At 37.7% G+C, this 20,489-nt stretch carries 12 protein-coding genes, 2 tRNA genes and 2 rRNA genes; 9 read left to right on the top strand and 7 right to left on the bottom strand.

Features of this window, described 5'->3' with window-relative positions:
- Window positions 1–57: 57 nt before the first annotated feature.
- From ACZ2G0_RS09130 to msrA, 6 genes are all read right to left on the bottom strand, one after another.
- Window positions 58–2,942 (bottom strand): 23S ribosomal RNA (locus ACZ2G0_RS09130).
- Window positions 2,943–3,132: 190 nt separating this feature from the next.
- A tRNA-Ala gene (locus tag ACZ2G0_RS09125) sits at window positions 3,133–3,206 on the bottom strand.
- 91 nt (window positions 3,207–3,297) lie between these two features.
- Window positions 3,298–3,371: transfer RNA gene (locus ACZ2G0_RS09120), tRNA-Ile, on the bottom strand.
- Between the two features lie 140 nt (window positions 3,372–3,511).
- Window positions 3,512–5,025 (bottom strand): 16S ribosomal RNA (locus ACZ2G0_RS09115).
- Together the 16S and 23S rRNA genes with 2 tRNA genes alongside form the textbook arrangement of a ribosomal RNA operon.
- A gap of 1,173 nt (window positions 5,026–6,198) precedes the next feature.
- Window positions 6,199–6,495: a hypothetical protein gene (locus tag ACZ2G0_RS09110; RefSeq protein WP_470307360.1), complete on the bottom strand. Its 297-nt coding sequence runs from the start codon at window positions 6,493–6,495 to the stop codon at window positions 6,199–6,201.
- A 47-nt stretch (window positions 6,496–6,542) separates the two neighbouring features.
- The gene (gene msrA, locus ACZ2G0_RS09105) at window positions 6,543–7,088 is read right to left on the bottom strand and encodes a peptide-methionine (S)-S-oxide reductase MsrA (protein ID WP_470307359.1); all 546 of its coding nucleotides are present in this window, start codon (window positions 7,086–7,088) and stop codon (window positions 6,543–6,545) included.
- 186 nt (window positions 7,089–7,274) lie between these two features.
- On the opposite strand from msrA, the gene ACZ2G0_RS09100 reads away from it, so the two are divergent.
- From ACZ2G0_RS09100 to ACZ2G0_RS09065, 8 genes are all read left to right on the top strand, one after another.
- Window positions 7,275–7,937 (top strand): ABC transporter ATP-binding protein, encoded by a 663-nt coding sequence (locus ACZ2G0_RS09100; RefSeq protein ID WP_470307358.1) that lies wholly within the window; start codon window positions 7,275–7,277, stop codon window positions 7,935–7,937.
- A gap of 152 nt (window positions 7,938–8,089) precedes the next feature.
- Complete coding sequence (locus ACZ2G0_RS09095) at window positions 8,090–8,854, top strand: TIGR02757 family protein (RefSeq protein WP_470307357.1); 765 nt, start codon at window positions 8,090–8,092, stop codon at window positions 8,852–8,854.
- 244 nt (window positions 8,855–9,098) lie between these two features.
- A complete protein-coding gene (locus tag ACZ2G0_RS09090) occupies window positions 9,099–9,467 on the top strand; it encodes a response regulator transcription factor (protein ID WP_470307356.1) in 369 nt (122 codons plus the stop codon).
- Window positions 9,468–9,485: 18 nt separating this feature from the next.
- Window positions 9,486–10,595: a hypothetical protein gene (locus tag ACZ2G0_RS09085; protein WP_470307355.1), complete on the top strand. Its 1,110-nt coding sequence runs from the start codon at window positions 9,486–9,488 to the stop codon at window positions 10,593–10,595.
- A gap of 2 nt (window positions 10,596–10,597) precedes the next feature.
- On the top strand, window positions 10,598–12,028 hold the full coding sequence (locus tag ACZ2G0_RS09080; protein ID WP_470307354.1) for a glycosyltransferase family 2 protein: 1,431 nt from the start codon (window positions 10,598–10,600) through the stop codon (window positions 12,026–12,028).
- Between the two features lie 18 nt (window positions 12,029–12,046).
- Window positions 12,047–14,470: a sulfatase-like hydrolase/transferase gene (locus ACZ2G0_RS09075; RefSeq protein ID WP_470307353.1), complete on the top strand. Its 2,424-nt coding sequence runs from the start codon at window positions 12,047–12,049 to the stop codon at window positions 14,468–14,470.
- Between the two features lie 2 nt (window positions 14,471–14,472).
- A complete protein-coding gene (locus ACZ2G0_RS09070) occupies window positions 14,473–15,738 on the top strand; it encodes a YaiO family outer membrane beta-barrel protein (RefSeq protein WP_470307352.1) in 1,266 nt (421 codons plus the stop codon).
- A 78-nt stretch (window positions 15,739–15,816) separates the two neighbouring features.
- Window positions 15,817–17,166, top strand: coding sequence for a DEAD/DEAH box helicase (locus ACZ2G0_RS09065; RefSeq protein ID WP_300288409.1), 1,350 nt, complete (start codon window positions 15,817–15,819; stop codon window positions 17,164–17,166).
- A gap of 55 nt (window positions 17,167–17,221) precedes the next feature.
- Here ACZ2G0_RS09065 and ACZ2G0_RS09060 read toward each other — a convergent pair whose 3' ends face one another.
- The gene (locus tag ACZ2G0_RS09060; protein WP_470307351.1) at window positions 17,222–18,334 is read right to left on the bottom strand and encodes a lactonase family protein; all 1,113 of its coding nucleotides are present in this window, start codon (window positions 18,332–18,334) and stop codon (window positions 17,222–17,224) included.
- Window positions 18,335–18,560: 226 nt separating this feature from the next.
- Here ACZ2G0_RS09060 and ACZ2G0_RS09055 point away from each other — a divergent pair, with 226 nt between their 5' ends.
- Window positions 18,561–20,489, top strand: a complete 1,929-nt coding sequence (locus tag ACZ2G0_RS09055; protein ID WP_470307350.1) for a vWA domain-containing protein — start codon at window positions 18,561–18,563, stop codon at window positions 20,487–20,489.

The raw sequence follows: 20,489 nt of genomic DNA, 5'->3' as shown, positions 1-20,489 counted from the left end.
AAAGTTTCTTCTCAGCCCTTTGTTCCCTCTTTGGGGGTTAGGGGGCTGAGAGGAGGTGTACATAAGCTTACGGATTATTAGTACTACTCGACTATGACATTACTGCCTTTACATCTATAGCCTATCAACGTGGTCATCTCCCACGATCCTTAAAAGAAATCTCATCTTATGGTGGGTTTCGCGCTTATATGCTTTCAGCGCTTATCCCTTCCCAACGTAGCTACTCTGCGGTGCCACTGGCGTGACAACAGATACACTAGAGGTTAGTCCAATTCGGTCCTCTCGTACTAGAATCAGATCCATTCAAATTTCTTGCGCCCACAGTAGATAGAGACCGAACTGTCTCACGACGTTCTGAACCCAGCTCGCGTGCCACTTTAATGGGCGAACAGCCCAACCCTTGGGACCTTCTCCAGCCCCAGGATGTGACGAGCCGACATCGAGGTGCCAAACCCCCCCGTCGATATGAGCTCTTGGGGGAGATCAGCCTGTTATCCCCGGCGTACCTTTTATCCTTTGAGCGATGGCCCTTCCATGCGGAACCACCGGATCACTATGCTCTACTTTCGTACCTGATCGACCTGTATGTCTCTCAGTCAAGCTCCCTTATGCCATTGCACTCTTCGCACGGTTACCAAGCGTACTGAGGGAACCTTTAGAAGCCTCCGTTACTCTTTTGGAGGCGACCACCCCAGTCAAACTACCCACCAAGCAATGTCCCCCGCAATCGCGGGGTTAGGCCTCAGATAAACAAAGGGTTGTATTTCAACAATGACTCCACAACGCCTAGCGACGCCACTTCACAGTCTCCAACCTATCCTACACATCATTTATCCAAGGTCAATACTAAGCTATAGTAAAGGTGCACAGGGTCTTTTCGTCCCACTGCGGGTAAACGGCATCTTCACCGTTACTACAATTTCACCGAGCTCATGGCTGAGACAGTGTCCAGATCGTTACACCATTCGTGCAGGTCGGAACTTACCCGACAAGGAATTTCGCTACCTTAGGACCGTTATAGTTACGGCCGCCGTTTACTGGGGCTTCAATTCAATGCTTCTCCGAAGATAACATCTCCTCTTAACCTTCCAGCACCGGGCAGGTGTCAGGCCCTATACTTCATCTTACGATTTTGCAGAGCCCTGTGTTTTTGATAAACAGTCGCCTGGACCTCTTCACTGCGGCCAGCATTGCTGCTGGCGACCCTTCTCCCGAAGTTACGGGTCTATTTTGCCTAATTCCTTAGCCATGAATCTCTCGAGCACCTTAGAATTCTCATCTCGACTACCTGTGTCGGTTTGCGGTACGGGTACTATTAACCTGAAGTTTAGAGGTTTTTCTTGGAAGCCCTTAGGTGCACTATCTCTTTGTCCGAAGACGCCGAGTACTATCGTATTTCCCCAAAGCCCGTGGATTTGCCTGCGGGCCTTATAGGTAGGTACTTCAACGAACTATTCCGTCAGTTCGCGGCACTTTCATCACTCCGTCACCCCATCACAGTTAACAGTAGTACGGGAATATTAACCCGTTGTCCATCGACTGTCCCTTTCGGGTTCGCCTTAGGTCCCGACTAACCCACAGCTGATTAGCATAGCTGTGGAAACCTTAGTCTTTCGGTGTGCGGGTTTCTCGCCCGCATTATCGTTACTTATGCCTACATTTTCTTTTCTATCCAGTCCAGCATGCTTTACAACACACCTTCTACCCTGATAGAATGCTCCCCTACCACTTACAATAAATTGTAAATCCATAGCTTCGGTAATATACTTATGCCCGATTATTATCCATGCTCGTCCGCTCGACTAGTGAGCTGTTACGCACTCTTTAAATGAATGGCTGCTTCCAAGCCAACATCCTAGCTGTCTATGCAGACAAACCGCGTTCTTTCAACTTAGTATATATTTGGGGACCTTAGCTGATGGTCTGGGTTCTTTCCCTCTCGGACTTGGACCTTAGCACCCAAGCCCTCACTGTTAGTGAACATTATATAGCATTCGGAGTTTGTCAGGAATTGGTAGGCGGTGAAGCCCCCGCATCCAATCAGTAGCTCTACCTCTATATAACTTTATAACTAACGCTGCACCTAAATGCATTTCGGGGAGTACGAGCTATTTCCGAGTTTGATTGGCCTTTCACCCCTACCCACAGGTCATCCGAAGACTTTTCAACGTCAACCGGTTCGGACCTCCACACTGTGTTACCAGCGCTTCATCCTGCCCATGGGTAGATCACACGGTTTCGCGTCTAACACTACTGACTAAAGCGCCCTATTCAGACTCGCTTTCGCTACGGATCCGTGGCTTAACCACTTATCCTTGCCAGCAACGTTAACTCGTAGGCTCATTATGCAAAAGGCACGCCGTCACCCCACGAAAGGGCTCCGACCGCTTGTAAGCGTATGGTTTCAGGATCTATTTCACTCCGTTATTCACGGTTCTTTTCACCTTTCCCTCACGGTACTGGTTCACTATCGGTCTCTCAGGAGTATTTAGCCTTAGCGGATGGTCCCGCCAAATTCAGACAGGATTTCTCGTGTCCCGCCCTACTCAGGATACCACTATCTATTATATTCATTACTTATACAGGGCTATCACCTTCTATGGCTCTACTTTCCAGTAGATTCTAATTCTTCATACATAAAATGTCGTGGTCCTACAACCCCAACATTGCCGTAACAACATTGGTTTGGGCTAATCCGCGTTCGCTCGCCACTACTTACGGAATCACTTTTGTTTTCTTCTCCTCCGCCTACTTAGATGTTTCAGTTCAGCGGGTTTGCCCACCCGTAGGTGTACTAGATCTTCAATCTAGTGGGTTGCCCCATTCAGGTATTTACGGATCATATTGTGTGTGCCAATCCCCGTAACTTTTCGCAGCTTATCACGCCTTTCATCGCCTCTGAGAGCCAAGGCATCCCCCATACGCCCTTATTTTGCTTATTGTACCAACATTCAGTTAAGAATGCCGTTCTTTCTACTTGCCTAATGATAAACAAGTAAAATGCTTTCTACTTTTTAATATTTTTCTTATCTCAATATGTCAATGAACTTTATTTAGTCTAAAATCGTAAAGTCAAATGTCTTAAAGTCTAGGACTTTGGACTATCGACTTTGGACTTTATGACCAAATTCGTGGAGAATAACGGAGTCGAACCGTTGACCTCCTGCGTGCAAGGCAGGCGCTCTAGCCAGCTGAGCTAATCCCCCATTTCATGAGTGACTAGTGAACAGTAATTAGTGACTAGCACTAATTTTTGTTGCTTTTCAACTCTAGAATTTCCTTATTTAAGGTAAATAGTTGTCTCGGACAGACTCGAACTGTCGACCCCTACATTATCAGTGTAGTACTCTAACCAGCTGAGCTACGAGACACTCTTATTCTTAAATTCTTTTATTCAATTTTTTTATAAATTAACAGCAAGAGTAATAAAATCTTAAAACTAAAAAACCTTTAGGTCTTTTCGTCTTTTTCCCTAACGTGTTGATAAATCAACTAACAATTAAGGCTCTAGAAAGGAGGTGTTCCAGCCGCACCTTCCGGTACGGCTACCTTGTTACGACTTAGCCCTAGTTACCAGTTTTACCCTAGGCAGCTCCTTGCGGTCACCGACTTCAGGCACCCCCAGCTTCCATGGCTTGACGGGCGGTGTGTACAAGGCCCGGGAACGTATTCACCGGATCATGGCTGATATCCGATTACTAGCGATTCCAGCTTCACGGAGTCGAGTTGCAGACTCCGATCCGAACTGAGAACGGTTTTGTAGATTCGCTCCTGGTTGCCCAGTGGCTGCTCTCTGTACCGTCCATTGTAGCACGTGTGTAGCCCAAGGCGTAAGGGCCGTGATGATTTGACGTCATCCCCACCTTCCTCACAGTTTACACTGGCAGTCTTGTTAGAGTTCCCGACTTGACTCGCTGGCAACTAACAACAGGGGTTGCGCTCGTTATAGGACTTAACCTGACACCTCACGGCACGAGCTGACGACAACCATGCAGCACCTTGTAAATTGTCTTGCGAAAAGTCTGTTTCCAAACCGGTCAATCTACATTTAAGCCTTGGTAAGGTTCCTCGCGTATCATCGAATTAAACCACATGCTCCACCGCTTGTGCGGGCCCCCGTCAATTCCTTTGAGTTTCAAACTTGCGTTCGTACTCCCCAGGTGGGATACTTATCACTTTCGCTTAGCCACTGAACTTGCGCCCAACAGCTAGTATCCATCGTTTACGGCGTGGACTACCAGGGTATCTAATCCTGTTCGCTACCCACGCTTTCGTCCATCAGCGTCAATATATTAGTAGTAACCTGCCTTCGCAATTGGTATTCCATGTAATCTCTAAGCATTTCACCGCTACACTACATATTCTAGTTACTTCCTAATAATTCAAGTCTAGCAGTATCAATGGCCGTTCCACCGTTGAGCGATGGGCTTTCACCACTGACTTACTAAACCGCCTACGGACCCTTTAAACCCAATGATTCCGGATAACGCTTGGATCCTCCGTATTACCGCGGCTGCTGGCACGGAGTTAGCCGATCCTTATTCTTACAGTACCGTCAAGACTCTACACGTAGAGTGGTTTCTTCCTGTATAAAAGCAGTTTACAATCCATAGGACCGTCATCCTGCACGCGGCATGGCTGGATCAGGCTTGCGCCCATTGTCCAATATTCCTCACTGCTGCCTCCCGTAGGAGTCTGGTCCGTGTCTCAGTACCAGTGTGGGGGATCTCCCTCTCAGGACCCCTACCCATCGTAGCCTTGGTAAGCCGTTACCTTACCAACTAGCTAATGGGACGCATGCTCATCTTTCACCGATAAATCTTTAATTATAAAGTGATGCCACTCTATAATACTATGAGGTATTAATCCAAATTTCTCTGGGCTATCCCTCTGTGAAAGGTAGATTGCATACGCGTTACGCACCCGTGCGCCGGTCTCTAGTTCCGAAGAACTATACCCCTCGACTTGCATGTGTTAAGCCTGCCGCTAGCGTTCATCCTGAGCCAGGATCAAACTCTTCATCGTATATTATTTGCTTATTACTAAGCTATTTATTTTTGACTGAAGATCTATCGGTTCATTTTTTAATCTCTCGATCTCATTACTCTTATTCTTTTGTTTCAAGATTTCTCTTAAAACGGCTGTCAATTCAATATGTCTACGAACGTGTGTATCTTTTTTTCCTCTCCTTGACTCACTGTGTGTGTCGCTGGAAGCGGGTGCAAAAGTAATAAACTCTTTTACTTCTCACAAGCTTTTTTGAAAATAATTTGAAAATAAATTTTCAACTCCCTTTTCGTTTGCTTGTCATTATGTAAAGAACTTTGTCGCTGTTGCGGGTGCAAAAGTAGTGAGTCTTTACCGTTAAACAATACTTTACAACACACTTTTTTTAATCTTTTTTTATCACTCGTTTTAAAACTCTGAAAAACAACATTGTTACTGTTTATTGAAATTTGGTGATTTTTACATTTGTAAGAAAAAAGTAAGTGAATTAGCGGGTTTGTTCTTGTGTTGCTAGTGTTTGGATGGTGTTCGAAAGCTAATTTTATATGTGAGTGACTTGTGCTTAGAACTATTGGCAGGGTGATTTAGCGGGTTTACTGTTTTTAATATGTAATTTAGGTAACTGAGCTACTATATATGTAGGTTGTGATTGTGTTTAGAATTATTGGAACGCGGATGACGCGGATATAGCGGATTTATTGTTTTTGAAGTGTTTTGAATATGATTGCGTACATATATGTATGTATGCTGTGATTGTGTTTGGATACATTAGCACGCAGATTTCGCAGATTCTAGCAGATTTTATGACCATAGAAGGTTTCGTATATAATTACTTTACATATATGTACAGGTATATGTATAACGCAATTGTGTTTGGAAACATTGGCACTCGACATTGGAGGTTTGACTATTGAGGCGTGTTGTTAGGTTTTAATGGTGCTTTTTTCCTCCTATATATAAGGTAGAAAAGAAAACAAGGTAGGGAGAATAAATCAGCGTTGTTTAAATGGTACATTGATGTTCTTGAAAACTACCGCTCGCCTAGCCCTGATAGCAGTGGAAATCCTTTTATGGGGATTATTATCCCCGTAAAAGATTGAAACAGATAGCTGGACACGAGCGAAGCGGACTGACGAAGTAAATAGCTCCTGAAGAAATATAATGGCTGTACCTTCTATTTACAGGAAGCAATTAATTTTTATTGCGCTTAATAAGGTAATTGTAAACCCATGTCAAAGTAAACGATGGGATAAAATCAGTAAAAGGAAACAACTCTTCTAGAAATGTGATCACTCCTCCTATTTTACCAATTGTCCCTTTATACATCGTTGTCATTAAATATCCTGCAATTGGCGCCCAAACGACATCCGAAAACTCCCCTATTGCCGGAATGGTGAAGGACAGCATACCGATACCGTCAAAAAGAATTCCTAAAATTAAGTTTCGCGTTTTATTGTTGGTCTCCGCAATTTTGGCTTCTTCGATCATACTTTTTAGTTTTTACCAATAATAAACAAATCTAATGCCAAAAACTACTATCGCAACAACTCAGGAAATACTTTATAAACCTTTTCGATCTTTGGTGTTATTACGTAGGAGCAATAGCCTTGCAATTTGTTTTGGTTGTAATAATTTTGATGGTAACCCTCGGCTTCATAAAATGTAGATACCGCTGATAATTTAGTCACTACAGGCTTATCAAATACGTTTTCTTGAGCCAATAGATCCATGTAGGCTTGCGCTATTTCTTTTTGAAGTTGACTGTGATAGAAAATCTCCGACCTATATTGCGTTCCCACATCGTTGCCTTGACGATTTAAGGTTGTAGGATCGTGCGTGGCAAAAAACAATTCTAAAAGTGTGCCGAAAGAAATAACTTTAGGGTCAAACGTTATTCTTATTGCTTCTGCATGACCGGTATCTCCTTTGCAAATTGCCGCATAGGTTGGATTTTCAACTTCACCTCCTATATAACCTGACACCACGCTATGTACTCCTTTTAACTCTAAAAAAACAGCTTCGGTGCACCAAAAACATCCTCCTGCTAAAGTAGCGACTTCTAAACCTTCGTGTAAATCCATTTTATATTGTCTATTGTATTTTTAATGTAGGACTGCCACTGGCACAAAAGTGCGCCTGCCTCCTTGCCCAAATTTACAATTTAATAGCAGTATAGCAGGAATTGATTAACTAAATTTTATGGGTTGTGGGAGGAAAAACTTTTAAATAATCACTAAAATCTTTGTTTCTTTGTAAAAATAGCAAAAATGATACACGCAAAAAATATACATAAATATTACGATCAACTTCAGGTTTTAAAAGGGGTTGACCTACATATTAAAGCTGGCGAAATTGTCTCGATTGTAGGCGCTTCAGGTGCTGGGAAAACCACATTACTTCAAATTTTAGGTACGCTAGACAAACCAAGTTCAGTTGCAGGAATCGAACTAAAAATAAACGGCGAAGATATTTTGTCAATGAACGACAAGACTTTGTCAAAATTTAGAAATCTGAACTTGGGTTTCATTTTTCAGTTTCATCAATTACTGCCTGAGTTCACCGCTTTAGAGAATGTATGTATTCCCGCTTTTATAGCTAATAAACCCAAACAGGAAACTGAAACCGAAGCTAAAAAATTGTTAGAATACCTAGGATTATCGCACCGTATTAACCATAAACCAAACGAACTCTCGGGCGGGGAACAGCAGCGCGTGGCTGTTGCAAGAGCCTTGATTAATAAACCTGCTATTATATTTGCTGATGAACCCTCAGGGAATCTGGACACCGCATCAGCTGAGAACCTTCACCAACTCTTTTTTAAATTAAGGGATGAGTTGGGACAAACTTTTGTGATTGTGACTCACAATGAAGAACTGGCAAATATGGCCGATAGAAAATTAGTAATGGTGGACGGCTTGGTCAATAACTAGGAGCTTATTCCAGCTATCCACTGTATTCCCGATCATAAAAACTACGGCCGAAAAAGCCTTGTTTTTTATAATCGGGAGATGCCGTTCCTATCTGGGCTAAGAAATGTTCCTAGAACAACAATTCTATTTAACAGAAACTCCTTTTTCAAAAGATGAACCAATCCGAACTCAAAGACTTTCTAGATCAAAAAGTAGAACAATACAACACCTTCGATTTTATCGATAGTGATCCAGTGCAAATTCCGCATCTTTTCACCCAAAAAGATGATATTGAAATCGCCGGTTTCCTAAGTGCTACCATAGCATGGGGAAACCGAACCATGATAATAAAAAACTCAAAAAAAATGATCGATCTCATGGGAAATGCTCCCTATGATTTTGTCATGTCTCACACTGACACTCAATTGGAGCGCTTAGACCAGTTTGTACACCGTACTTTTAATGGCGCTGATTTCATGCAGTTTATCAGTTCTTTAAAGCATATTTATACCACACACGGCGGACTAGAAGCTGCTTTTTCAAAAAATCAAGATCCAACTTCAATGCAGCGAAGTATATCCGAATTTAAAAAGATGTTTTTTGAAATTCCGCACCAACAACGCACACAAAAGCACGTATCCGATCCCTTGAATAATTCAGCAGCAAAGCGCATAAACATGTACTTGCGTTGGATGGTACGCAATGACAAAAAAGGAGTCGACTTGGGCATTTGGGACAGCATCTCAACTGCGGCACTCTCCTGCCCTTTGGATGTCCATTCAGGTAATGTAGCCCGTAAACTAGGCCTTTTAACTCGGAAACAAAATGACGGAAAGGCACTAGCGGAGCTCGATTGCCAATTGCGGATTCTAGATCCTGCGGATCCCGTAAAATATGATTTTGCTTTATTTGGTCTTGGCGTTTTTGAAGGGTTTTAAAACACTTTTGACACTGAAAGCAAACAAATTAGTCTAACATTTCCATAACTTGTTTAAAACTAAATCAATAACGTATTGAATCAATTGTTTGTAATTTAAAATTATTTTGTAATAATAAACTTATTTTATACTACTTTTATGCATTTAATCGTGTTTTTTAAACACTTTATCGAGTTTATAAACAAAAATATAATATATTTGATATGCGTTAAATCCCAAAATCTAACACTTTAATAACCTAATAATGACAAATTCAAAAAAAATTGTTTTAGCCGAGGACAACTCCATTCTTTCGTTGTTATTGAAATTCAAATTAGAAAAAGAAGGCTATCAGTTGTTAATTGCAGTAAATGGCAAGGAAGCGATTAATCTCATTGAAGAGCATAATCCCGATATGATTCTTACTGACATAATGATGCCTTTTGTTAGTGGTTTAGAATTAATTAGTCATGTTCGAAATAAATTGAACTCTTCGACGCCCATCGTAGTTTTTTCATCTGCTGGCCAAGAGGAAATGGTGGTTAATGCCTTTAATTTAGGAGCAACTGATTTCATGAGTAAACCATTTAGCCCCAACGAGTTAATTATTAGAGCAAAAAGATTATTACGATAACTCTTAGCACTTTATCACATGACTACTAACTATACCCAATATCTATTTGACTACTTTCATAGTAGCCCTGCAATCATACAGATTTCGTGGTTAATAAGTGCTATCTTATTACTAGCGCTAGTTGTTCTGATTGGATACTTAAAATATGTGAGAGCTCGATTGCGCAATAAAGGCAGAATTATCAACACCTATCAAAAAAAATATGAATCTGATTTAATAGAGTACTTATATGCAGGAGAAGAAGGCGACGAGCTAAGCCTTCAACAACAACAAATAATTACTTATTTAAAAAAGTGTGCCAAAAATCGTCTTAAGAAACGAATCATAATTAAAACGTTATTAAAACTTAGAAATGAAATTTCGGGCGAAACCGCTGATGCTATTCAAAAACTATATTATAATTTAAATTTTATAGGAGAAGCAGAAGCTAAATTAAATAGTAAAAAATGGAATGGAATAGCAAATGGAATAAGTGAACTAGCACAATTTGACATTAAAGAAGTTCATGAGAAAATAATAGTTCATATCAATCATCCAAAAAAAGAGGTACGAAGAGAAATCCAATTTTATTTAGTTAAACTTTTTTCTTTTGATGGACTTAGTTTTCTAGATATTATCCAAACTCAATTATCGGAATGGGATCAAATCCAATTGTTGGAAATTTTACAACGAAAAAACAGTTTAAACCTACCTGATTTAACAAATTGGTTACAATCCTCGAATGAATCCGTAATTTCGTTTACGTTAAAACTAGCAAAAATATTTAACCAATACGAAACTAAAGAACAGGTAATACAATTATTTAATCATCCCAACATAGCTATCCGAATTGAGGCTATTGAATTGGTTTCACCGCTCGGGTTTCATGAAGCAACTACTATTTTGAAAAAAGATAGTACTAACCGAAGCACTGAGGAAATAATCGCTATTTTAAAAATGGGTGAAAAAATGTTTACAAACGAAGACATCGCATTTGTATCCGAATTTATAAATCATCACAATTACGAGATTAAACAGTCTGCAGAATTAATAATGCACTCTATTGATCCAGAAGATACGTACACCATACATATCAATCGCAAAAAGGCCGAACAGTACGAAGGTTTAGACTTAACTAAAGCTGGATAATTATGACATCAACACTACCTGAATTTATCATAAATTTTTTAGAATATATCTTTTTCACATTTGCTTTTTTAGCGATATCATCCTATATCATCCTAGCTATCATATCCGGCTTTGAGACTGTAGATTATATGAAAAAAAACCGATTTGTCAATTATGGCGAAATAATGAAATCTAGTATCTCACCATCTATTTCCATTATTGCACCTGCTTATAATGAAACCTTAAATATAGTTGAGAATGTACGATCGCTATTATCGTGTCATTATGTAAACTATGATGTTATAATTGTAAATGATGGTAGCAAAGATGATAGCCTCCAAAAATTAATTGAAGCCTACGATCTAGTAAAAATAGATTACGAAATTAACAATCAAATACCAACAAAACCATTGCGCGACGGAATTTTTAAATCTACAAATCCTGCTTTTGAAAAATTAATCATAGTTGACAAGGAAAATGGAGGAAAAGCAGATGCCTTAAATATGGGACTAAATATTAGCACTAATAAATATGTAGCTTGCATCGACGTTGACTGTTTATTACTTGAAGATGCGTTACAAAAACTGGTAAAACCGTTTCTTGAATCTACCGACAAAAAAGTAATTGCAGCAGGTGGAGTCATTAGAATTGCTAATTCCTGCACCATCAAAGATGGTAAACTTATTGACGTCAATTTCCCGAAAAATGCTATTGTACAAGGACAAATTTTAGAATACCTTAGAGCTTTTTTATTAGGCCGTATGGCTTGGAGTCGATTGAACGGGTTACTTGTTATTTCTGGTGCTTTTGGTCTATTTGATAAAAAAATAGCATTAGAAGTTGGAGGATACGATACAAAAACGGTAGGCGAAGACATGGAAATTATCGTTAGAATGAGACGGTACATGGAAGAGAAAAAAGTGAAATATAAAGTAGCCTACATTCCTGATCCTTTGTGCTGGACAGAAGCTCCCGACAGTTATAAAATTTTTATCTCTCAAAGAAATAGGTGGACTAGAGGAACTATTGAAACATTAAAAAAACATAAAAAAATAGGCTTTAATCGAAAATACAATTCATTAGGGACAGTAAGTTATCCTTATTGGCTGATTTTTGAGCGAATAGCACCACTTATTGAAGTAGCAGGACTATTCTATTTTGGTTTTTTGATCGTAAACAACAGCGTAAAATGGGATTATGCAATTGCTTTTATGGTAATGGCTTATCTATTTACTGTTTTTTTCTCTATTGTTACGATTGTAATTGAAGAGCATACTTACCACCAATACACAAAAAAAGGTATTGGAATAAAATTACTAAAGACCGCTTTTTTAGAACCGTTCATCAATCACCCCTTTATCTTGTATGCGGCCATAAAAGGAAATATTGATTATTATTTTAATAAAAAAATAAAATGGGGAGAAATGACTCGAAAGGGCATGTCTAACAATTAATAAACGTACATCAAACCAATGAATACTGAACCAAAAATAAAAAGCAACAGCTCCTATCTTCAACTTAACTTAGCTTTATTACTTGCATTTTGGACCATTAGCACCTTCGAAATAGTCAGTAAAATGGCAAATGGAATAAAAATTCCAAATTTTGCGGAAGTACTTTCATTCAAATTATTAAATGATTTATGGACAAGTTTAATCATCTTTTGTGTTTGTTATCCATTGTTTTTTGTCTTTTCACTACTTTCTAAAAAGTGGGCAAATCTAGTTATTAAATGCATTTTTTGTTTGGTTGTCCTTGCGCAATTCGCCTTAACAAAGTACCACCTGACAACATTAGTCTATCTTGGTGCAGATATTTTGGGCTACTCTTTATCAGATATGTTTACCACCGTAACGGCATCGGAATCATTATCTATATTCTATTTTATTCCTTTTGTCTTATTTCCAGTTCTTTTCCTTTTTATTCATAAAAAAATATCGAAAATTACGATAAACAAAACTTTTATCGTTGCGGCAGTATGCATCATCGCACTAACCCTTGGCTTAAAATTCTTTAATTCAACTTTCTCAGATACAACCAATCAAAATAAATTAGCTTTTTTTACGTCTGATATCATTCGTTACCAATCTGAAAAAAATGACTTTGATATCAATAATTTAACTTACAAAAAAGAGTATCCACTCGTTCAACCCTTTTCATCATCGCCGGACGTCCTAGCACCATTTTTCCAAATTAATGAAGAGAAACCAAATATCGTTATGATTATTGTTGAAGGACTGGGAGACGAATTTATTGGTAAAAATGGCTACAGTGGATTTACACCCTACTTAGATTCACTTATTCCAAAATCATTATACTGGGAAAATTTTGTCAGTAATGCAGGTCGTACATTTGGCGCACTGCCTTCGATACTTGGTTCTTTGCCCTACGGAGAAAAAGGCTTTTTAGAATTAAATCCACTACCTTCTAATATATCTTTAGTAAGTATTCTTAAGGCTAATGAGTATTCAACCTCCTTTTACTGTGGTGATGAGTCTAGTTTTGACAGAAAAATAAATTTCCTAGAGTACAACGGAATTGATAATGTTATTGATATCAACAAATTTGGATCCGGATACGAAAAAACAAAAGCCAATTCGGGCGGTTTCTCTTGGGGTTATCCCGATAGCGAAATTTTCAGAAAAACATTATCTGAATTGGACGGTAAAAAAACACCCCGTTTGGATATAATTATGACACTTACCAATCATGAACCTTTTGATTTTCCACAAAAAAAAGAATATCTTAAAAAAGTAGATAGTATCTTAAATACAAACAAAAATCTAAAAGTAGCGAAGGAAGAAGTTAACACTTACAAAGATATATTTGCTAGCTTACTGTATACTGATAACTCTATTAAAACGTTCATCAATTCCTACAGTAAAAGACCCGAATACAAGAATACAATATTTGTAATAACTGGCGACCACCGACTAATACCTATTGCACAAAAAGACAAATTGTGCCGTTTTCATGTTCCTTTGTACATTTATAGTCCCTTATTAAAAAGACCACAAACTTTTAAGTCAGTTTCTTCGCATTGGGATATTACACCCAGTTTAGTCTCATTTTTAATGAATAATTATAAAATGAACAAAATGGAAAAAACAGCTTGGATGAGCACCGGCTTGGATACCGTTAAAAAATTTAGAAATATTCATACCATTCCCATAATGCAAAATAAGGGAAACATCAATGAAATGATTTATAAGGATTACCTATACTCCAATGGAGATTTGTTCAAAATCGATGAAAATTTTGAAACCACCCAAATAAGTGATAGTGCCATTTTACAAACAATAAAAGATAGCTTAAACGAGGCTAAAAAACTGAACGCCTACCTAACTCAAAAAAATAAAATTATACCGAATGCGATTAATATTTATACAAAAGCTGCATTTGAATTTTCAAAAGCTGATCTAACGACCATTAAAAAATTAACCAAAGGGTTAAATTATGATGAGATTTTCTTGAAGGCAAGAGAATTTGCTTTCAATAACGAAAGAGAAAAGGCAAGATTACTGTGCAATTATATCTTAAATGAATTCCCTAATTATGCCGATGTACGAACATTAAAAGGAAGAACACTCGCTTGGGATAAACAATATGCCAAAGCAGAGACAGAATTAAAAGAAGTTATTAAAAGAACGCCCTATTACAATGATGGTTACCTTGCCTTGATGGATTTATACTGGTGGACCAATCAAGACAACAAAGGAATCAATATTGCTAAAGAAGGACTAAAAAACAAAGTACAAGATCCCGAATTAGGCGTGAAATTAGCGCAAGCTTATAAAAGAACTAACAATGTTGTAATGGCGAAAAAAACGATAGACAGTATCATAAAAAAATATCCGTCTAATGCAGCATTCCTAAAAATTAAAAAAACATTTTAACAATGATTTTAAAGAAAACTTACATCTTATCACTAGTTTTTATGGCAGTTTCATTAGTGTCTGTAAAGGGACAAAACAAACCCTACAATGGCAATCCTGATACTTCCTTTGAAACCGCACGTAAACTAGCTTTTAGTGAGCAGCGCAAGCAGGCGCAAGATACTTTGATTCATATTTTGACTAAATATCCTAATTATAGTGATATTCGAACTTTTTTAGCCACCACTTACTCTTGGGATGGCAACTATAAAAAAGCTAGAACCGAATTTGAGCAGGTCATCAAAAATGACCCTAGTAATAAAGAAAATTGGATTGCAGCAATAAAAAATGAATCTTGGAGTGACTCTTATGCAGAAGCTATCCTAATGGCAAATAAAGCTTTAAAATTATTCCCTAATGATTCTGAGATTACTCTTCTTAAGGCTGCTGCCACTGAGAAAACTAATAAACCACTAGAATCATTGGCAATTGTAGAGTCACTTTTGGATAAAAATCCAGCGGATCAAAAAGCAATTGACTACAAAGCAAGCTTATCCCAAACCTTACGCATGAACACGATAGGCGTAAGAGCTGCGGTTGATATTTACTCCAAAGTATTTGATCCAATGCAATATTATACAATAAGCTACGGGAGACAGACGAAATACGGAAGCATTATTGGAAAATTAAATTTCAATAGGCGCTTTAATGAAAATGGTACTCAAGTCGAATTTGATTTATATCCAAAAATCACCAAAGGGCTATACGCTTATGTCAATATTGGTTTTGCCAATACTTTTTTGTTCCCAGACCTACGTTATGGTGCTGAACTATACAAATCATTACCTCATAGCTTGGAACTTTCGGCAGGATTTAGAACACTGAAATATAGTACCACCACAAATATTTACACGGGAAGCATTGGTTGGTACACCGGAAATAGCTATTGGTCACTACGTCCTTACTTTACTCCAGGAGATGGAGGTACGAGTACATCAGCGGCGCTTAATTATCGTAAGTATCGAAGTAATGCGAACAACTATGTTAGTTTCACTTACAGCATGGGAGTGTCTCCCGAAGTGAATCAATTCATTTTCAATGCTAATGATGCTGCCATTATCAACCTAAAAACACAACGACTTAATGCAGGGTACTACTTTACAACATCCAAAAACAAAGATGCATGGGGTGCTCAAATTGATGTAGCACACCAAGAAATAAGTTTTGATCCGGGTAGTTATTTTTGGATTTACTCCTTAACATTGACTTGGGACTTAAACTTTAAATAAACTTGAAGATAAACAACCTTTACATCAAAACTAGACCTTAGATTCAAAAAGACTATCTTTGCACAAAATTTACGTTTTATGGCTACTTTCGAGCAATTTAATCTTCCCAAATCAGTACAAAAAGCAATTGATGATTTAGGATTTACAACTCCAACTCCTATTCAGGAAAAATCATTTTCAGTAATCATGTCTGGTAGAGATATGATGGGTATTGCACAAACGGGAACTGGGAAAACCTTTGCTTATTTATTACCGCTATTAAAGCTCTACAAATTTACTCCGGGTCATACCCCTAAATTGGTTATTCTTGTTCCAACACGTGAACTAGTTGTTCAAGTGGTAGAGGAAGTTGAAAAATTGACAAAATACATGTCGGTTCGTACGGTAGGTATTTTTGGAGGTGTTAACATTAATACTCAAAAAACAACGGTTTATACAGGTTGCGACATACTTGTTGGTACACCAGGAAGAATAATGGATTTAACATTAGACAATGTTATTCGTTTTGAAGAAATGCAAAAATTAGTTATCGATGAGTTCGACGAAATGCTAAACTTAGGATTTAGAACACAATTGACATCAATTTTGGCTATGATGCCTAAAAAACGTCAAAATATTCTATTCTCAGCTACCATGACAGATGAAGTAGATGCTATCTTAAATGATTATTTTGACTATCCTGAAGAAGTAACACTTTCTGCCTCTGGTACACCATTAGAGAATATTAAGCAAATCACTTATAATGTACCCAACTTTAACACTAAGGTTAACCTATTAAAACATTTGCTAAAAACGAACGAGGACATGAGCCGCGTGTTGGTTTTTGTGAATAATAAAAAAATCTCTGATATGCTGCATGACCGCATCGAAGAGGATTTTGAAGATCAGTTTGGTGTCATCCACTCTAATAAGTCTCAAAACTATCGTTTGAGTACTATGGCCTCTTTTCAAGAAGGAAACCTTCGAGGATTAATCACTACGGATATTATGGCTAGAGGATTGGATATCTCCAATATTACCCATGTTATCAATTTTGAAATGCCCGAAGCAGCTGAACTATACATGCACCGTATAGGTAGAACGGGTCGTGCTGATGCTACTGGTACTGCCTTAAGTTTTATCACTCCAAGAGAGGAAGAAGCTAAAGTTGAAGTTGAAGTATTGATGAACATGGAACTTGTGATGGAACCATTTCCAGTAGCTGTTGAAGTTTCAGACAAGCTTATCGAACCTGAGAAAGACAGACAGGTCATAAAGTTTTTGACCAAGAAGAAAAAATTAGATGGAGATGGTGCTTTCCACGAGAAATCGAAAAAGAATAAAAAAGTAAATCTTGGTGGTCCTGGTGTAACCAAGAAAAAAACACATGGCTCGGTGAACAGAAACATGCTAAAAATTCAAGCTCAGAAAAAGAAAAAGAAAAAGTAATAGATTAAAAAATTAAGTAACTCCCGAAAACACAACTCGTGCTTTCGGGATTTTTTTATTGCTTAGTAAAAACAAGGCAAACTGGCGCACAAAGTTCGATACGTTTTCCCGTATCAGTTAAATCGCCTGAAATCATATTGCGTTTAAAAATTACAACTTCATTCGAATACTGATGTCCTACCAACAGATAATTTCCCGTAGGATCAATCACAAAATTCCTAGGACCTTTCCCCAAGGTACTTGTAATACCTACTCTTTCGACTAATCCGTTTTTAAGTATTTTAAAGGTAGTGATACTATTCCCTTCTCCGCGATTGGTAGCATAGAGAAACAATCCATCAGACGTTAAATGAATATCAGCCGCTCCAACAACTCCCTTAAAATCAGGATCAAGAATAGAGGTTTCTTGGATCTTTGTTAATTTCCCTTTTGCGTAAGCGAAAACTGTTAAACCACCGTCAAGTTCCTGCAGCAAGTACACAAATTTCCCATTTTTACTAAAAGTTAAATGCCTTGGACCACTACCCGCTTTAATCGCCGTACTGTCCGTTCGTACAAGAATTTTATCCTCTGAATTTGGATTATATTGATAGGTGTAAATTTTATCGGTTCCTAAATCATTCGACAAAACATGCTTTTTATCTGGCGAAAAATACACCATATGAGCATGCGGTTTTTCTTGTCTCTTAGTATTAATACTGCTACCGCTGTGGTCCACAACTTGCTTGGCTGTTGTTAAACTACCATCTTTGTTTTTTCCAAAAATACTGATGTTCCCTCCTGTATAATTGGCAATGATAACATTTTTAGAATCATTAATAATGTAGCAAGGATCAGCACCTTGGGACGCTTGTTTATTCATGAAATCAAGTTTACCCGATTTAGGCTCGTAACCAAAGGCGCTAACAGTACTCTCTTGACCGTTCTCGTTTACGCTATACACAAAATCATTCTTTTTGGAAACCGTTAGATAACTAGGGTTAACCACATTATTGGTTGCGCTTTTTAATTTAAAATCAGCAGTTTTAGCATCAAAACTGTAAACATAAATTCCTTTGCTATCGCACTTATTGGTATACGTCCCCACAAGAAGATTTAAATTTGTTTTTTGAGCCTGAAGATTTCCTATTAAGAAAGTCATGGCAAGCACAATACTAATTTTTTTCATAAATACTATTTTTACAAAGGCTAAAGTAGGTAATAATTTAAAACAAAAGCGCTGTAATAGCATCTAAAAAAGGATAACCCTAAGCAAAGTTCTTCAATAAAAAAACGACTGACTAAAAAAACCGAACTTTGTGAAGTAACAACTGTCTACAAATTTGTATTTTTGACTGCAATAATCAAACTAGCTACATTGTAGATAAAAATAATGTAGAAAACCTAACAAACGAATGCAATTTAAACAACCCGAAATTCTTTACTTTCTTTTTCTACTGATTGTTCCTATTTTGGTCCATTTATTTCAATTTCGTCGCTTTAAAAAGGAATATTTTACAAACGTACAATTCCTGAAAGCACTTAGCGTACAAACCCGAAAAAGTGCCACATTAAAAAAATGGCTTTTACTAGTGACTCGATTACTGCTGCTTGCCGCTATCATAATTGCGTTTGCTCAGCCTTTTTTCCCGGCAAAAGACAGTAGCACGAAGGCAAACGAAATGTACATTCTTTTAGATAATTCCTATAGTATGCAGGCCAAAGGCCAAAAAGGCGAACTTTTACGACGTGCTGTTCAAGAATTATTAGAAGACCTTCCTGAAAACACTACCTTTTCGTTACTTACCAATTCTGAAAGCTTTTGGAACACTGATGTAAAAACTATCCAAAGTGATTTACAAAAAACACAATACAGTGCTCTACCTTTTCAATTGGATAATTTGCTCACTAAAGTTAATGCACATCAATCGGGGACTAATAAAGATATCCTTATCATAACAGATGGTGTAGGCTTGCAAAAAAAGCAAATTCAAAATATAGGTAAAAACAACACTGCTTATTTTATAATCGCTCAAGCTGAGCAAAAAAATAATGTTTCAATAGATAGCGTTTATATTAAAGAAACCACTAATGATTTTTATGAAATAGGAGTTGATTTATCAGCATATGGTACTGATATCAAATCGGTTCCAGTGGCGATATATAATGACGGGAAGCTAATTGCAAAAACAATAAGTCCTATTGAATCAGCAAAAAAGAGTTTAGAGTTCACCATCCCAAAGCAAGTTTTTCATGGCTACATCTCCATAACAGATAATGGTTTAGCCTACGACAATACTTTATATTTTAGCATTTCCAAAGTAAAAAAAATAAAGGTGCTGGCAATAGGCGATCCAGCGGATAACTCTTTTTTAAGTCGCATTTATACCGATGACGAGTTCCTATTTAGTAGCAGTCCAATCGCTAGTTTAGATTACAATATTCTTGGAGATCAAGATGTAGTTGTAGTAAATGAATTGGAATCAATTCCACAAGCCTTGCAAACTACACTTAAATCAGTAGTCGAAAAAGGAGGAAATTTAGTGATTATACCGGCTGCGTCTACCAACCCTATTGACCTTAGCCGTTTTTTAAACAATTTTGGATCAATTCAAGTTAATGGCTTTGAAAACGTAGAGAAATTAGTCTCTAAAATTAATTTTGGACATCCTTTGTACCAAGGCGTATTTGAAACTAAAATTAGCAATTTTCAGTATCCTAAAACGTCCGGGACATTCACTTTAAAAAGCACAGCCCCGGCAGCATTGTACTATGATGATCAATCTACTTTTTTAACCTCATTGTCCGCATCAGGCAGCGCTGTATATGTCTTTGCAGCTCCACTAAATTTGACCAACTCTAATTTCCAAAAATCACCATTAATCGTACCTACTTTTTATAAAATGGGAACGAGTGATGGTAAAAACGGAATAAATGCTATTACCATTGGCACAAATAGTCCTTACCTAGTGCAAGCGCAATTGAGTAAAGATGCTATTTTAGAAGTCAAAAATAAACAAGAGCAGTTTATTCCGATTCAGCAAATTATGAATAACAAAGTAAAATTGACGTTTAACGACTTTCCTGCTGCAGCTGGAAATTTTGAAATTTACAATAAAGAAAACTGGATCGATAACGTCAGTTTCAATACTGCCCGCACAGAAAGTAATTTGGCTGAAGCCAATAAAAAAAACTGGTCTGACTATAAAACTATCGACTCCATCAAAACTATTTTCGACGACCTACAAAGGCAACGATCGGACAATCAACTTTGGAAATGGTTTGTTATCTTTGCTGTATTACTACTCCTTACCGAAATGGCAATTATAAAATTCTTAAAATAA

It is taken from the genome of Flavobacterium sp. KKT103, from assembly GCF_055640565.1.
This window is presented reverse-complemented; position numbering and strand designations above follow the sequence as displayed.

Coding starts and splice junctions, on each gene's coding strand:
- ACZ2G0_RS09110 (WP_470307360.1), bottom strand. CDS start 6,495: ATGATCGAAGAAGCCAAAATTGCGGAGACCAACAATAAAACGCGAAAC.
- msrA (WP_470307359.1), bottom strand. CDS start 7,088: ATGGATTTACACGAAGGTTTAGAAGTCGCTACTTTAGCAGGAGGATGT.
- ACZ2G0_RS09100 (WP_470307358.1), top strand. CDS start 7,275: ATGATACACGCAAAAAATATACATAAATATTACGATCAACTTCAGGTT.
- ACZ2G0_RS09095 (WP_470307357.1), top strand. CDS start 8,090: ATGAACCAATCCGAACTCAAAGACTTTCTAGATCAAAAAGTAGAACAA.
- ACZ2G0_RS09090 (WP_470307356.1), top strand. CDS start 9,099: ATGACAAATTCAAAAAAAATTGTTTTAGCCGAGGACAACTCCATTCTT.
- ACZ2G0_RS09085 (WP_470307355.1), top strand. CDS start 9,486: ATGACTACTAACTATACCCAATATCTATTTGACTACTTTCATAGTAGC.
- ACZ2G0_RS09080 (WP_470307354.1), top strand. CDS start 10,598: ATGACATCAACACTACCTGAATTTATCATAAATTTTTTAGAATATATC.
- ACZ2G0_RS09075 (WP_470307353.1), top strand. CDS start 12,047: ATGAATACTGAACCAAAAATAAAAAGCAACAGCTCCTATCTTCAACTT.
- ACZ2G0_RS09070 (WP_470307352.1), top strand. CDS start 14,473: ATGATTTTAAAGAAAACTTACATCTTATCACTAGTTTTTATGGCAGTT.
- ACZ2G0_RS09065 (WP_300288409.1), top strand. CDS start 15,817: ATGGCTACTTTCGAGCAATTTAATCTTCCCAAATCAGTACAAAAAGCA.
- ACZ2G0_RS09060 (WP_470307351.1), bottom strand. CDS start 18,334: ATGAAAAAAATTAGTATTGTGCTTGCCATGACTTTCTTAATAGGAAAT.
- ACZ2G0_RS09055 (WP_470307350.1), top strand. CDS start 18,561: ATGCAATTTAAACAACCCGAAATTCTTTACTTTCTTTTTCTACTGATT.